The sequence below is a fragment of the Novosphingobium sp. FW305-C-111 genome (assembly GCF_058783565.1).
This window is the reverse complement of record NZ_JBYSYP010000005.1, coordinates 223,597-238,790: the sequence shown is the minus strand read 5'-3', so window position 1 is coordinate 238,790 and position 15,194 is coordinate 223,597. Positions and strand designations below refer to the sequence as shown.

General features: G+C 68.0%; 10 protein-coding genes. 7 read left to right on the top strand and 3 right to left on the bottom strand.

Going from position 1 to position 15,194, the window contains the following annotated elements:
• Positions 1-66 precede the first annotated feature (66 nt).
• A complete protein-coding gene (locus tag AC3WLD_RS08230) occupies positions 67-1,683 on the top strand; it encodes an amino acid permease (protein WP_492556460.1) in 1,617 nt (538 codons plus the stop codon).
• 74 nt (positions 1,684-1,757) lie between these two features.
• On the opposite strand, the gene AC3WLD_RS08225 is transcribed toward AC3WLD_RS08230, so the two are convergent.
• On the bottom strand, positions 1,758-2,240 hold the full coding sequence (locus tag AC3WLD_RS08225) for a pyridoxamine 5'-phosphate oxidase family protein (protein ID WP_492556459.1): 483 nt from the start codon (positions 2,238-2,240) through the stop codon (positions 1,758-1,760).
• A gap of 242 nt (positions 2,241-2,482) precedes the next feature.
• On the opposite strand from AC3WLD_RS08225, the gene AC3WLD_RS08220 reads away from it, so the two are divergent.
• Both AC3WLD_RS08220 and AC3WLD_RS08215 read left to right on the top strand, forming a co-directional pair.
• Positions 2,483-3,163 carry a hypothetical protein gene (locus AC3WLD_RS08220; RefSeq protein ID WP_492556502.1) on the top strand — a complete coding sequence of 227 codons (681 nt, stop codon included), beginning with the start codon at positions 2,483-2,485 and terminating at the stop codon, positions 3,161-3,163.
• Complete coding sequence (locus AC3WLD_RS08215; RefSeq protein WP_492556458.1) at positions 3,051-4,649, top strand: DUF6504 family protein; 1,599 nt, start codon at positions 3,051-3,053, stop codon at positions 4,647-4,649. Before AC3WLD_RS08220 ends, AC3WLD_RS08215 begins: the two co-directional genes overlap by 113 nt.
• On the opposite strand, the gene AC3WLD_RS08210 is transcribed toward AC3WLD_RS08215, so the two are convergent.
• Positions 4,650-5,546 (bottom strand): alpha/beta fold hydrolase, encoded by an 897-nt coding sequence (locus AC3WLD_RS08210; RefSeq protein WP_492556457.1) that lies wholly within the window; start codon positions 5,544-5,546, stop codon positions 4,650-4,652. It lies immediately after the preceding gene.
• A 143-nt stretch (positions 5,547-5,689) separates the two neighbouring features.
• Here AC3WLD_RS08210 and AC3WLD_RS08205 point away from each other — a divergent pair, with 143 nt between their 5' ends.
• Genes AC3WLD_RS08205 through AC3WLD_RS08195 form a run of 3 tightly spaced genes read left to right on the top strand, consistent with a single transcriptional unit; the run spans position 5,690 to position 12,038 of the window.
• Positions 5,690-6,919, top strand: coding sequence for a putative DNA modification/repair radical SAM protein (locus AC3WLD_RS08205; RefSeq protein WP_492556456.1), 1,230 nt, complete (start codon positions 5,690-5,692; stop codon positions 6,917-6,919).
• Complete coding sequence (locus tag AC3WLD_RS08200) at positions 6,916-8,352, top strand: UdgX family uracil-DNA binding protein (RefSeq protein ID WP_492556455.1); 1,437 nt, start codon at positions 6,916-6,918, stop codon at positions 8,350-8,352. The genes AC3WLD_RS08205 and AC3WLD_RS08200 overlap by 4 nt, the downstream gene beginning before the upstream one ends.
• 11 nt (positions 8,353-8,363) lie before the next feature.
• A complete protein-coding gene (locus AC3WLD_RS08195) occupies positions 8,364-12,038 on the top strand; it encodes an error-prone DNA polymerase (protein ID WP_492556454.1) in 3,675 nt (1,224 codons plus the stop codon).
• A gap of 124 nt (positions 12,039-12,162) precedes the next feature.
• On the opposite strand, the gene AC3WLD_RS08190 is transcribed toward AC3WLD_RS08195, so the two are convergent.
• Positions 12,163-14,772, bottom strand: a complete 2,610-nt coding sequence (locus AC3WLD_RS08190; protein ID WP_492556453.1) for a coiled-coil domain-containing protein — start codon at positions 14,770-14,772, stop codon at positions 12,163-12,165.
• A gap of 71 nt (positions 14,773-14,843) precedes the next feature.
• Between AC3WLD_RS08190 and AC3WLD_RS08185 the strand changes: the two genes are divergently transcribed.
• Positions 14,844-15,149, top strand: a complete 306-nt coding sequence (locus tag AC3WLD_RS08185; protein WP_492556452.1) for an Hpt domain-containing protein — start codon at positions 14,844-14,846, stop codon at positions 15,147-15,149.
• Positions 15,150-15,194 lie beyond the last annotated feature (45 nt).

The window sequence follows — 15,194 nt, the reverse complement described above, 5'->3', positions numbered from 1 at the left end:
TGCGATCACTGGTTACGGGCGAAACCTCATGGGGAAGGTGAGCGTCCGGGCAGGCGGGAGAATTGAATGTTTGGTCGCGTCAAACCGCTTGATGCCATTCTGGCGACAGCGGAAAAGAAATCGCTGCATCGATCGCTCGGTGCGTTCCAGCTGACGATGTTGGGGGTCGGTGCGATCATCGGCACCGGCATCTTCGTACTGACGGCGGAAGCTGCCCAGAAGGCAGGGCCGGGGATGATGATCAGCTTCATCATCGCCGGGTTCGTCTGCGCGGTGGCAGCCCTGTGCTACGCCGAAATGGCTTCCATGGTCCCCGTTTCCGGTTCGGCCTACACCTACAGCTATGCCGTGATGGGCGAGCTGCTGGCGTGGATGGTCGGCTGGGCGCTGGTGCTGGAATATGCCGTTGCCGCCGGCGCCGTATCGGTGGGCTGGTCCGGATATTTCGTCGGTTTGCTCAGGGAATACCTGGGCGTTTCCATGCCGTCCGGCGTGGTCAACGCGGAAGCCCTGATCGCGCACATCCAGGTCATGTTCGGCGCAGAGCGCACGGAGGCGATCAACACTGCCATGGCGACCGGAGGCTATATCAACCTCCCCGCGGCGATCATCGCCCTGCTGGTCACCTGGCTGCTCGTGATCGGCACCAAGGAAAGCGCCTTCATCAACGCGATCCTTGTGATGGTGAAGATCACGGCGCTGACGGTGTTCGTGATCCTGGCCCTTCCGGTCATGAGGTCGGAGAATTTCGAGCCTTTCGCCCCTCTCGGCTTCGGCGGCATCTCCGCGGCGGCGGCTTCCATCTTCTTCGCCTATGTCGGTTTCGATGCGGTTTCGACGGCGGCGGAAGAGACCAAGAATCCGCAGCGAAACATGCCGATCGGCCTGATCGGCAGCCTCGCGATCTGCACCGTGTTCTATATCCTCGTCGCTGCCGGGGTGATCGGGTCCGTCGGCGGTCAGCCGCTCATGGACGCGGCCGGCAAGGGTATCGCGCCGGGTAGCACGGAACTCGTCGCGGCCTGCACCTCGATCCAGAACCAGGCGGTGGTCTGTTCGAAGGAAGCGCTGGCCTGGACCATGCGCGAGATCGGCTGGCGGCAGATCGGCAACCTGATCGGCCTCGCGGCCGGCCTGGCCCTGCCGTCGGTCGTGCTGATGATGATGTTCGGGCAGACCCGCATCTTCTTCGTGATGAGCCGCGACGGCCTGCTTCCGGAGGCGCTCAGCAAGGTCCACCCGCGCTACAACACGCCTTACGTGGTGACGATCATCACCGGCGTGTTCGTGGCCCTGTTCGCGGCGTTGTTCCCGGTGGGGGCGCTGGCCGACATTTCGAACTCGGGCACGCTGTTCGCCTTCGCCATGGTGGCGATCGCGGTGCTGATCCTGCGCAAGACCGACGCCAACCGGGTCCGGCCTTTCCGCACTCCGGCGGTGACGATCGTTGCGCCGATCGCGGTGCTGGGCTGTCTCTACCTGTTCTTCAGCCTGTCGTGGTACACGCTGGGACTGTTCGCAGGCTGGGCCGTCCTGGGCCTGATCGTGTATTTCCTCTACAGCAGGAAGCACAGCCACGTCGGCCGCGGCATCATCGATGTTCACGAGGACGATGCCGGTATCCCGCCGCAGCCGGTTCCGCCGCTGCCGGGTGCTCACACCCCGGGCGGCCAGGACGCCTGATAAGTTCCTGAGCACTGAAAAGGGCCGCTCGCCAATCCGGCAAGCGGCCCTTTCTTTTGTCCAGAGGGTCTGGATCAGAGCGTGGTTTCGGCGAACCCGCCCTTGATCGTGTCGGTCACGTCCATGCCCAGCGCCATCTTTACCGTGTTCAGCACGCCGGTCTCGCCCGACCAGATCGAGGCGTCGCCTAGGTCCATGCGCAGCATCAGCAGGTTGGGGTCGTCCTTGCCGCCGGGAAACCAGGCTTCGACGAAGTTGTTCCACTGCTTGTCGAGCCGCTCGCGGCTGGTTTCCTCGACGAGGTTGCCGGCAAAGCGGGCAAAGACATCCTGGCCCTTGGAGATGAAGGTTGCGGTGGCCGCGCCCTTGGCGGCAAAGCGGTTGTCCTTCGACGTGAAGAACCAGATCGCGTGGTTGGCGTCCTTGTCGAGCTGCGCGGTCATCGGCGCGGCCGAATCCGGATCGGCATCGAGCTGGAGCATGACGTAGCGGGAATCTTCGATCGCCTTCCAGAACTTCTGCTTCAGTTCCTTCGGATCGCCCTGGTCGTATTTCATTGGTGTGCCTTTCGTTTTCCCGTTCGGCGGTTGAACGGCAGTGGATAGCTCGCGGTTCCCTCTCGACAGGAACGGATCATGGAACATAATAAGAACATCTGAGTCGAGTCGTCATGAATGAGCCAACTTCACCCGATACCGCGGCACCCCTGTCACCGGGCGCGCCGCAAGGTTTGCCCGATGGGCTGCAGCGCGGACTGGCGGGTTCGGTGCGGGCCACCCGCTGGCGTCCCGGGCTGGTCATGGATTGCCGGCACGGTGAAATCTTCGCCTCTGCCGGAGAGGCGAGCGGGGCGGGTCTGGCGCTTTCACTCGCGCTCGATGCGATCCGCGCCGCTGCGCCCGATCCCGCAGCCGACACGCCGGATGAGCGCGCCTGGCTGTGGGTGCAGGACAAGGCGGCGCTGCGCCTGTCCGGGCGGCCCTATCGCCCGGGCCTGCCGCTGTCGTTGCGTCACCGCCTGGTCCACGTCGCCGCCGACAAGCCGGAGGACGCGCTGTTCGCGCTGGAGGAAGGGCTGCGCTGCCGCGACCTTGCCTTCGTCATCGGGGAGATCGCGGGCAATCCCCGGGCGCTCGATTTCACCGCCTCGCGCCGCTTGAGCCTCGCGGCGGAGAAGCACGGGGTGCCGCTGTGGCTGGTCCGGCTTGATGCCAGGCACGATCTGGGGTCCGCGCGAATGCGCTGGGACGTCCGTGCTGCGCCCTCTCGCCCACCGCGCTGGAACCCGCAGGCGCCCGGTCATCCCGGCTGGGCCGCCGGCCTGTTCCGCGCCCACACATATCAACCCGGAGAATGGATCCTGCGCGATGACGGGCTCGTCCTCACCGCCGAAGTCCCTGCTGTCCGCCCCCCTGCCGCCCCGCCGCATCCTCGCGATCTGGTGCGCCCGGCTGGCACTCGACCGCTGGCGGCTGGCTGAAGGCTGCGCGGACGGCGAGGGGGCGGATGCGGAGCCGCTGGTGCTCGTCACCGAAACCGCGCACGGACCCCGGATCGATGCCGCCAACCGCGCCGCCCAGGCTGCCGGGGCGCAAGGGGGGATGCGCCTCGCCGATGCGCGGACCCTGTGTCCCGCGCTGGTGGTGCGCCCGTCCGATCCCGCCGGCGACCTCGCCTTTCTCGAAAGCCTAGCGCTGTGGGCGCAGCGGTGGGGGCCTTGGAGCGCGCTCGACCCGCCCGACGGGCTGATCGTCGACGTCACCGGAGTCGCCCACCTGTTCGGCGGGGAAGCGGCGCTGCTGGCCGACGCCGCGCAGGCCTTTGCCCGTCGCCGTCTTGCCGTCCGCCTGGCCATCGCACCAACCGCCGGCGCGGCCTGGGCGCTCGCTCATCACGGCCCGCCGGGCGCGATCCTTGGCGCCGAGGAAGATGCCGCCCACCGCCTCGCCGGACTGCCGGTCGCGGCGCTGCGGCTCGACGACGACGTCCTGCTCCTGCTCAGGCGGCTCGGGCTGAAGCGGCTCGGCGAACTTCATGGCGTCGAACGGACCGCGCTCGTCCGCCGCTTCCGCAACCGCCGTTCGGCCGCGGCCAATCCGCTCATCCGGATGGACCAGCTGCTCGGTCTCGTGCCCGAACCGCTGCTGCCGGTGATGGAGGTGCCCGCCCCGCTGGTCCAGCGCCGGCTGATGGAGCCGATCCGCCACCGCAGCCTGCTCGACAAGGTGGTGGACGACCTTGCCGCCGACATGGCGCGCGCCCTGGAAGGCGCGGGGCAGGGCGCGCGCCGGCTCGAACTGGGGATGTGGAAAGTCGACGGCGAGGTGCTCGTTCGCCGCCTCGAACTCTCCGCGCCCTCGCGCGATCCTGCGCACATCGTCCGCTTGTTCGCCGCCCGGCTCGACGACATCGATGCCGGGTTCGGGATCGAGCTTGTCCGCCTGCGCGCCGGGTGGACAGAGCCGCTCAGCCTGTCGCAGGGGGATTTCGAGGCAGCCGCCGAAGGTCACGGCACCAGCCTCGCCGCCTGCATCGACCGGCTGAGCGTGCGTCTTGGCGAGAAGGCGGTGCGCCGTCCGGTCCCACACGCCAGCCACATTCCCGAGCGTGCCCAGCGCTGGCAACCGCCGATGTCACCGCTACCGGTTTCACAAGGGGAATTGGCTTTTCATTCCAGGCCGCTGAAGATGCTCGATAAACCCGAGCTGATCGCGGTTCTCTACGCCACCCCGGACGGGCTCCCCCGCCGCTTCCGCTGGCGCGGCCGGGTCCACGAGATCGCCCGGGCCGAGGGGCCGGAGCGGATTGCGCCCGAATGGTGGCGCGAACGCTCTACCGTGCGGCTGCGCGATTATTACCGGATCGAGGATGGGGAAGGGCGGCGCTACTGGATCTATCGCCACGGCCTCGCCGGGGACGGGCGCGGGGGAGCCCCTGAATGGTTCATCCAGGGGCTCTGCGCGTGATTACAGCAGCGGCGGTGCCACCACGGCCTCGGCGGTCAGCGCGTCGATGACTTCCTGCCGGTCTTCCGGCGCGCGGCCCTGAAGAAAGCCGAGCAGGTCGTCGATCAGCCGCTGGGTCTGCGTCGCGAACACGCCGTGTGCCTCGCCGTCGTATTCGATGAGCTGGGCGTGCGGCACCGATTTCACCACCTCGCGCGCGGTCGCGTCGATCGGCACGGTCTTGTCCGACGTGCCGTGGATCAGCAGCGTCGGCACGGTGAAGCTCTTCAGATCCGGTCTGAAGTCCGTGGTGGCGAACGCCTTGGCCGCCTGCAGCGTAGGCCGCAGCCCCGCCTGCATCGCGGTGGCCCACGACAGGTCCAGCATCTCGTCGCTCACCGGCTGCGTCACCCAGCCCACGCCGTAGAAGTCCTTGAAGAAGGAGGTGAAGAACTTGGCCCGGTCCTGAAGCATGCCTTCGGTCATCTGGTCGAAGGTTTCCTGCGGCACGCCGTTCGGGTTGTCCTCGGTCTTGAGCATGTAGGGCACGACCGAAGAGACCAGCGCGACCCGCGAAACTCCCTGTCCGCCATGACGCGAAAGATATCGGGCGATCTCCCCGCCGCCCATGGAAAAGCCAACCAGCGCAACGTCTTGCGTCGCATTATGGGCCGCCATGACGTCAGCCAGATCGTCGGCGAACGTGTCGTAATTATAACCGCCCGAGGGTTGCTGCGACCGTCCGAAGCCGCGCCGGTCATAGGCGATGGCGCGAAAGCCCGCATCGGCCAGCGCGTTCATTACCGGGTCCCACGAGTCCGCGGACAGGGGCCAGCCGTGGATGAGAATGACCGGCGGCCCATCGCCCCAGGACTTCGCGTAGAGATGGGTACCGTCGCGGGCTTCGATCATGTGCATGAATTGCTCCGTTTGCTCCCGTCCACTGGGTCAACCCCGCGGCCCGCCAACCCGTTCCGCACGTCCTGCCACAAAGACACTGCATGGTGCTGGTATAGTGTTGGAAAAGAACATATATAGAACGTATGCCTCAACCCCCGCTCATGGACCGACTCGCCATCCTGGCCGACGCCGCCAAGTACGATGCCTCGTGCGCCTCGTCGGGGACGGCCAAGCGCAACAGCAAGGGTGGCAAGGGCATCGGCTCGACCGAGGGGATGGGCATCTGCCACGCCTATGCGCCGGACGGGCGCTGCATCTCGCTGCTCAAGATCCTGCTGACAAATCACTGCGTGTTCGACTGCCACTATTGCATCAACCGCAAGAGCTCGAACGTCGCCCGCGCCCGGTTCACGCCGCAGGAGGTGGTCGACCTGACCCTGGCGTTCTACCGGCGCAACTACATCGAGGGGCTGTTCCTCTCTTCCGGCATCGCCAAGAGCTCCACCCATACCATGGAGCAGCTGATAGAAGTCGCCCGTATCCTGCGGGAAGAGCACGACTTTCGCGGTTACATCCACCTCAAGACGATTCCCGAAGCCGATGCCGATCTGGTCGCCCGCGCCGGGCTCTACGCCGATCGCGTCTCGATCAACGTCGAGCTGCCGACCGAAGCCGGCCTGACCCGCCTTGCGCCCGACAAGTCCGCGCCGGTGATCGAGGGCGCGATGAAGCGGATCAAGGCCGAGATCGTCGAAAGCAAGGACGCCCGCCGCAAGTTCAGGTCGGCTCCGAGGTTCGCGCCGGCCGGCCAGTCGACCCAGATGATCGTCGGCGCCGATGCGGCGAGCGACGTCGATATCGTTGGCAAGGCGAGCACGCTTTACGGCCGCTTCGGGTTGCGCCGCGTCTATTATTCGGCGTTCAGCCCGATCCCCGACGCCAGCGCGGTCCTGCCGCTCAAGCGGCCGCCGCTGATCCGGGAGCACCGGCTCTACCAGTCGGACTGGTTGATGCGGTTCTATGGCTACGGCACCGAGGAGGTCCAGCAGGCGGCCGATCCTTCGGGCATGCTGCCGCTCGACATCGATCCCAAGCTCGCCTGGGCGCTGCGCTTCCGCGAGCGCTTCCCGGTCGACGTCAATCGCGCCCCGCGCGAGATGCTGCTGCGGGTGCCGGGGCTGGGAGTACGTGCGGTCGATGCGGTGATCCGGGCGCGGCGGCAGCGGCGGCTGCGGCTCGAGGACTTGGGACGGCTGACGGTATCCATCGCCAAGATCCGCCCGTTCATCGTCGCGGCGGACTGGCGACCGGTGCTGCTCACCGACCGGGCCGACCTGCGGGCGCTGGTGGCGCCGAAGAAGTCCGAGCAACTGGAGCTGTTTGCGGCATGAAGCCGTTTCGCGACATGCGCCTGGCCCATGCCTGCCTCGTCACCCTGGCCGCGCCCGACGATTTCGAGGGCTGGCGCGCCAATGCCCGCCGCCTGATCCAGGCCGACGTGCCGCCCGACCGCGTGGCCTGGGACGTTCCCGGTGAGGCCGGCGGCGACCTGTTTGCGCACGGCGAGCGGCGCCTGCCCGTCCCGCGCGCCGACGCCCCGCAGCCGCGTGCCCCGCGCATGTTCATGCAGCTCGCACAAAGTGCCATCCTGCATATTGATCCGACACGGTTTTCCCTACTCTATCGCCTGCTCTGGCGGCTTCAGGGCAATCCCCGGCTGATGGACGACGCGGCCGACCGCGACGTTCGCCGCCTGAGCGAACTCGCCCGCACCGTGCGCCGCGACATCCACAAGATGCGCGCCTTCGTGCGTTTCCGCTGCGTCGAGGACGAGACGGGGGCGGAGCACTACGTCGCCTGGTTCGAGCCCGAGCACCATATCCTGCGCGCCAACGCCGCATTCTTCGTCAATCGCTTCACCACCATGCGCTGGTCGATCCTCACCCCGCGCGGATCGCTCCACTGGGATCTTGAGAAACTGCATGAAGGTCCTCCGGCAAGCCGCGAGGATGCCCCTGGTGGAGACGTCGCGGAGGATCTCTGGCGGCGCTACTACGCGTCGATCTTCAATCCCGCGCGTTTGAAGGTCGGGGCGATGCTCAAGGAGATGCCCCGCAAGTACTGGAAGAACATGCCCGAGGCGGCGCTCATTCCCGAGCTGATCGCCGGGGCGCAGGCGCGCGAGGCGGCGATGGTCGATGCGGGAACGCTGGACATGGGCGAGCGACCGGCCTCGCTGGAGGCCATCGGCGAGGCGATCCAGGCATGCCGGCGTTGTCCGATCGGCTGCAACGGCACCAGGGCCGTCAGGGGCGAAGGGCCGAAGCAGGCCGACCTGATGATCGTCGGCGAGCAGCCCGGCGACGTCGAGGAGCAGCAGGGACAACCCTTCGTCGGCCCCGCCGGGCGGCTCCTGCGCAGCCATCTCGAACAGGCCGGAATTGACGCCGCGACGTCATATGTTTCCAACGCGGTCAAGCACTTCAAGTTCGTGCAGCGCGGCAAGCGGCGGCTTCACCAGTCGCCCACCGCGAAGGAAATCGACACTTGCCGGTGGTGGCTGGAAGGCGAGCAGGGTCTCGTCCGCCCGCGCTTGGTCCTCGCGCTCGGCGCCAGCGCGGCGCGCGGGGTGCTGGGCAAGACCGTCTCGGTCCAGAAGGAGCGCGGCCGTGCCCACGCGCTGGGCGAGGCCGAGCTGTGGATCACCACGCACCCCAGTTACCTCCTGCGTCTTGAGGACGGTGGCCGCGCCACCGAGGAAGCCCGCTTCGCCGCCGACCTTGCCGCCGTGGCAGCGCGGTTGGCGGTCTTGAACGGCACCTAGGGGCACCCGGAGTGCCCGAAGGCCCGCTGACCCCCGACAAGCGGACACTGCAGCTCGATCCGGACGACGTCGCACCGCCCGAGCGTGCGCCGTTCGTCGAGCTGGGGCTCGCCAGCTGCTTCTCGTTCCTGCGCGGCGCGTCGGACGCGGTCGACCTCGTCCTGACCGCGCGCGCGCTGGGCTATGACGCGTTGGGGATTGCCGACGTCAATTCGCTCGCCGGGGTGGTCCGGCTCCATACCGAGGCGACGACGCTGCGTCTGCGCCCGGTGATCGGTTGCCGGATCGAGACGGTCGAAGGCCTGGCTTTCCTCGCCTATCCCACCGACCGCGCGGCTTATGGCCGGCTCTGCGCGCTGATCTCGGCGGGGCGGATGGCGACGCTGGATGGCGAATGGCAGGCCAAGGGGGTGTGCGAGATCGACCTCGCGCTGCTCGCGGACCATGCCGAGGGGGTGCAACTGGTCCTGCTTCCCCCGGCAGAGCTGGACGGCGAGTTTACAATCGGAGTGGAAAGCAACGTCGTCCCGCTGCGCCCCCGCGCAGGCGGGGGCCTCCCTCCATCGGGCGGACCGCATGCGGCAGGAGGTCCCCGCCTGCGCGGGGACGCGGCGGAGCGGGAGGGGAATCCGCTCACCGCCCCGTTCCCCGCCATCCTCCCCCATCTCGTCCGCCGCCTGCCGACGCTGCGCCATCTCGCTGCGAGCTATCTCCACAGCGGCGACGACATCGCCCGGATCGAGCGGCTCGACGCCATGGCGCGGGAGCATGGGCTGGGCCTGCTGGCGACCAACGACGTGCTCTACCATGTGCCCGAGCGCCGCCCGCTGCAAGACGTGATGACGGCGATCCGCCACAAGACCACGATCGACCGGGCCGGGCTGTTGCTCGCGCCCAATGCAGAGCGGCATCTCAAGTCCCCGGACCAGATGGTCCGCCTGTTCGAACGCTGGCCCCACGCCATTGCCGCCGCCCGCGCGGTGGCCGACGCCTGCCGTTTCAGCCTCGACGAACTGCGCTACGAATATCCCGAGGAAATCTGCCCCGAGGGGCTCGAGCCGCAGGACTGGCTGGAGCAGCTGACCTGGGAGGGAGCGGAGGGACGCTATCCCGCGGGCCTGCCCGAAACGGTGCGCGACACGCTCGCCCGGGAACTGGCGCTGATCGGCAAGCTGAACCTCGCAACCTACTTCCTGACCATCAAGGATATCGTTGATTTTGCACGGAACCAGGATCCCCCGATCCTGTGCCAAGGGCGCGGATCGGCGGCCAATTCGGCAGTCTGCTATTGCCTCGGCATTACTGCGGTCGATCCGGCCAAGCATGCCCTGCTGTTCGACCGCTTCATCTCCGAGGAGCGCAAGGAGCCGCCGGACATCGACGTCGATTTCGAGCACGAGCGGCGCGAGGAGGTCATCCAGTACATCTACCGCCGCTATGGCCGCCAGCGCGCGGGCCTCTGCGCCACGGTGATCCATTACCGCCCGCGCATGGCGATCCGCGAGGTCGGCAAGGCGATGGGCCTGTCGGAGGACGTCACCAGCGCGCTTGCCCGCACCGTATGGGGCGGGTGGGGGCGCGAGATCGGCGAGGCGCATGTTGCCGAAACCGGGATGGACACATCCGACCCACACCTCAGACGGGTTCTGAAGTTGACCGAGCAGATGATCGGAATGCCGAGGCATCTGTCGCAGCACGTCGGCGGCTTCATCCTGACCCAGGGGCCGCTCACGGAAACCGTGCCGATCGGCAACGGGGCGATGCCCGAGCGCAGCTTCATCGAGTGGGACAAGGACGACATCGACGCGCTTGGCATCCTCAAGGTCGACGTGCTCGCGCTGGGCATGCTGACCTGCATCAGGAAATGCCTCGATCTGCTTGAAAACCATCATCAAAGATCGCTGACGCTGGCAACCGTCCCGCGCGAGGACCCAGAGGTTTACGCGATGCTCCGCAAAGGTGATTCGCTCGGCGTGTTCCAGGTCGAGAGCCGGGCCCAGATGAACATGCTGCCGCGCCTGCGCCCGCGCGAATTCTACGATCTCGTCATCCAGGTGGCGATCGTTCGGCCGGGCCCGATCCAGGGCGACATGGTCCATCCCTATCTCAAGCGCCGCCGCGGCGAGGAGAAGGTCGCTATTCCCGCGCCGGGGCCTGAGCACGGGCCGCCGGACGAACTCTCCTCGATTCTCGGGCGGACGCTGGGGGTGCCGATCTTCCAGGAACAGGCGATGAAGATCGCGCTCGATGCGGCCAGGTTCTCCAGCCTCGAGGCCAACCGCCTGCGCAAGGCGATGGCGACGTTCCGCAGCCGGGGGATGGTCGACGAACTGCAGGACATGATGGTCGAGCGCATGGTCGGGCGCGGCTATGACCGGGACTTCGCCCAGCGCTGCTTCAACCAGATCCGCGGCTTCGGCGAATACGGCTTTCCCGAAAGCCACGCGGCGAGCTTCGCCCACCTCGTCTATGTCTCGAGCTGGCTGAAGTGCCACTATCCCGCAGCGTTCGCCTGCGCGCTGCTCAATTCGCAGCCGATGGGGTTCTATGCCCCGGCCCAGATCGTCCGCGATGCTGCCGAACACGGGGTGCGGGTGCTGGCGGTGGATGTGAACCACAGCGACTGGGATTGTACGCTGGAGGCAGATCCTCCCCTGCAAGGGGAGGGGGACCACCCGCAGGGTGGTGGAGGGGCACTGTCCGTGAACCCAAGTCTCTCAGCGAACTTCCGTTCACCGCGCGTGCCCCTCCACCATGCTTCGCATGGTCCCCCTCCCCCGTTGGGGGAGGATCACGCCCTGCGCCTGGGCCTGCGCCAGGTCGATGGGCTTGCCGAGCACCTCGCCGCGCGCATCGTCGCGGCGCGCAGCGAGGGCGGGGCGTTTGCCGATCTCGCCGATCTCAAGCGCCGCGCCGGTCTTTCCCCCGCAGTGGTCGAGCGGCTCGCGGCGGCGGACGCGTTCGGCTCGCTTGGCCTCGCCCGGCGGCAGGCGCTGTGGGATGCGCGCAGCCTGATCGCTGGCGCCGACCTGCCGCTGTTTGCGGCCATGACGTCACGCGATGAAGGCGAGGAACGGCGGAAAACCGCGCTTCCGGTGATGGCCCTGTCCGAGGAGGTGGTGGCCGACTACCAGACCCAGCGGCTCTCGCTGAAGGCCCATCCGATGGCGTTCCTGCGCCCGTCGCTGGCCGAACGCGGGTTCGTCCGCGCCTGCGACCTGCGCAGCCGCAAGTTCCGCTCGATGGTCCAGGTCGCGGGCGTGGTGCTGATCCGCCAGCAGCCGGGTTCGGCCAAGGGGGTGTGCTTCATCACCCTTGAGGACGAGACCGGGGTGATCAATCTGGTGGTCTGGCCCGACCTCAAGGAGAAGCAGCGGAAGGTGGTGATGGGCTCGCGGCTGATGGAGGTGCGCGGCCGGGTCGAGTACGACGACGAGGTGATCCACGTGATCGCCGCGCACCTGACCGACGCGAGCGCGGCGCTGCTCGCCCTGTCCGACGAGACACTGAGCCCGGCACTGGCGCGCGCAGACCACTGCAACAACCCGCTGCCGCAGAAGCACGGGCCGCGGATTACGCCGGTCGAACCGTGGCAGCCGCCTCCGCCGGGCAATCGCGACTGCGGGTTCAAGGGCGGTCATCCGCGCGACGTGCGGATCATCCCGAAGTCACGGGATTTTCATTGAGTGAGCATGCCCACTCCCTAACCGCTGTTCGCTTCGCGAACGCCTGCGGCTCCCTGCATGCGGGAGGGGAGCGAGACTTGCTGAGCCGCAGGCGCAGCTTAGTCGCAGCGGGGTGGGCAGAAAGCTACGCCCGCAGCCGCTCGATCGCCTGGGCCAGCGCGACGTAGAGCTTGCCCATGTCCGACGACAGCAGCGTCACCCCCAGCGCGTTGCCGTCGCGGGTGGACAGCAGCTGGCGAAGCATCGCCTCGAAATCGTGGATGTAGTGGTTCACATGATCGCGGAACTCGGCATCGCGCTCGTAGTGCTGGAGCACGACCTTGCTTTCGGCGCTGTCGAGCAGGTTGACCGCGCGACGGGTGAAGATCCCGCGATCGCCGCGCAGGTAGGCCGCCCAAGCGGTGTCGGTGACCTCGCTCGACAGGACCTTGGCGACATCGATCGCGGTCGAATTGAGCGATTCGGTGATGAGCGCCACGCGCCGGGCGAAGTCGCTGTCGACCTGTTCCTGGGCGCGCTCGCGGGCCCGGTCGACGCGGCTTTCGAGGTTGCCGGCGAGCTCGTCGACCTTGGCGAGCTGGTCGCGCAGCAGGACGGCCGCGTCGCGGCTCGAGGCGGCGGCGCGTGACACAGCGCTGTCGATCCCGTCGGCGAGCGCCTTGACCTGATCTTCCAGCAGCCGTGCGATCGCCGCGCTGCCGTCCTCGCGCAGCTTGCCGGCGAGCGCCTCGATCCGGTCGCGGGCGGGCGCGTCGATGTCCTCGCCGGCCTGGCGGGCCGCGTCGCGCAGGCGGGCGATGGTCCCGGTGAGCGCGGCGTCGACCTGGGCCGACAGCGCCTCGCTTTCCTGGCGGACATGGCCGAGCGTTTCGCGCAGCGCGGCGATGCGCTGTTCCTGCGCGGCGGTGCGCTCGCCCAGCTCGTCCTGCAGGCGCGCGACGTCGCCCATCGCCGCGCCGACCTCGTGCCGCGTCTGGATCACGTAGTCGGAAAGGCAACGCCCGCTGTCACCGGCCTGCGAGAGGGTGTCGCGCAGGGTGAAGACGCGGTCCTCGATCCCGCGCAGCCCGCTCTCGGCCGCCGACAGCGCCTGAGGGATGTGGGTGCGCGAATGGTCGCTGCTCGCCTGGATGAGTTCGAGCAGGCGCACCGACGCGTCGGTCAGCGCCGCGACCTGGCTGTCGGTTCCGGCCAGCGCCTCGCGGCTCTCGGCGAGCTTGGCGTTGAGCATGACCATCGCCGATTCGACCGCGCGGCCGGTCTGTTCACCCTGCGCGCCGGCCGATCCGACCATGGCGGTAAACGCCTTGACCCGCTCCCCGATGGTGGCGCAGTGCTCGGCCACTTCCTTGGCGCGGAGGAACTGGCGTTCCTGGTGCTCGGCGACGACCGTTTCGAGCTGCTCGAGCCGCTGGGCGAGGGCTTCCGCTGCGGCTTCCGCGGCGGCATCGGCCGCGGCGCGATGTTCGGCTGCTTCGCTTTCGAGCCGGCCCATTTCCTCGCGGACCCGCGCGGACAGAGCAGACGCGTCCTCCGTGAACCGGGCGAGCCGGGCGCTTCCCGCCTCGATCGTTGCCCGATGATCGGTGTCGAGCGATGCCAGCGCCTCGCGCAAGGTCGCGGCGTGGGCCGCTGCACGGTCCGTCCATGTCGCAAGGGCATTTGCCTCGCCCGTGGCGATTTCCCCGGCAACGCGCGCCGCTTCGTCGCGCAGCGCCGAAAGCCGGCCGCGGATCGCATCGAGCGCCTCGCTTTCGGTCGCCTCGGCGGCCGTGCGATGGGTCGCCAGTTCCTCGCCCAGTGCCGAAGCCCGCGCCCGGATCGCGGCCAGCGCCGCAATCTCGTCCTGGTCGAGCCGCTGGCGGATCGCTTCGCCCTCGGCGGAAATCCTGGCGAGGCGCTCGTCGGCAAGCGTGGCAAGCCGGTCTGCCTGGGCCGCGAGTTCCTCGAGCGCGGTGCCCACGCCCTCGCGGATCGTCTTGACCTGTCGTTCGCTGGCGACGCCGAATTCGTTGAGGCGCTGGAAACCTGTGACCATGTCCTCCAGTTGGACGTGTGCAGTACGGCCGGCGCTGGCGATGTTGTTGGTGACGTCCTTCGCGGCATTGGCGATCACGGGTAATTGCCCGCGGAGCTTCTCCATGTTTTCCAGAGCATTCTGGGCAACAGTTGCGATCGTATCGACCTTCTGTCCATTGTCGGAAACGAGCCCGGCAAGCTGGCTGGCGCTGCCCGACAAGCGCTCGGCGGCGATCCGGCCGAGCGCTTCGAGGTCGCGGGCCTGCGATGCGATGAAGTCACGCGCCAGCGAAAGCTCGCCGTTCACGACCTTCAGCCGCTCTTCCAGCAGCCGCGATTCGGTGTTGAGGCTGCGCGCGATATCGCCGAAGCGGGCACCCTCGCGGCGGCTCGTGCGCATCGTCACCAGCAGCACGACCAGTGCGAGCAGGACAGGGATCGACCACTGGACGATCCACTCGGCACCTTCGGCCGGAGTGAGGCCGGACATGAAGCGCGGCAGGCTCGCCCAGACGAAGAACCCCGACCACCCGGCAATGGCGAGGCCGACGAGGAAACTGGCGAGCCATTCACTGCGTGGCGGCGGGGCTTCGTCCTCGGCATCCCACGCCGGGGCAGGGGCCTCGACCGCCTCCTCCAGCTCGAGCACGGTCTCGACCGGCGGGCTTGCCGCCTGGTCGTGTTCGATCGGAATGATCCGAGGTCCCCCTGTCATGGCTTTGACATACCACGGCTTGGGGTTGTGGATAAACCCCGGCTTAACCTTCTCCTGCCAGTGTCCGTCGCATGGCTTATGAAGGTGAGACCCTGGACGCGACGCTGGCGGTGGCTGCGGGCAACGACCCGGCCCTGTTCATCGAGCTGCGCCGTGCCTTCGTGGAGAGCGCCGAGCGCCAGCTCGACCTGCTCGGCCGCGCCCGCTGCGACGGCAACTGGCAGGTTTCCGCGCTGCGCCTGAAGGGCCTTGCCGCGAGCTTCCACGTCGCGCCGCTGATGGCGCTGGCGGACGAAGCGGTCGATGCGGTCCCCGGCGAACCCGGCGTCCTGCGCCGCATCCGCCGCTGCCTCGACGATCTCGCCATTACCGTCTGAGCGTAGCGCGACGCGGCTCGCCGCGCGGTGCTTGGCACAGGGCCT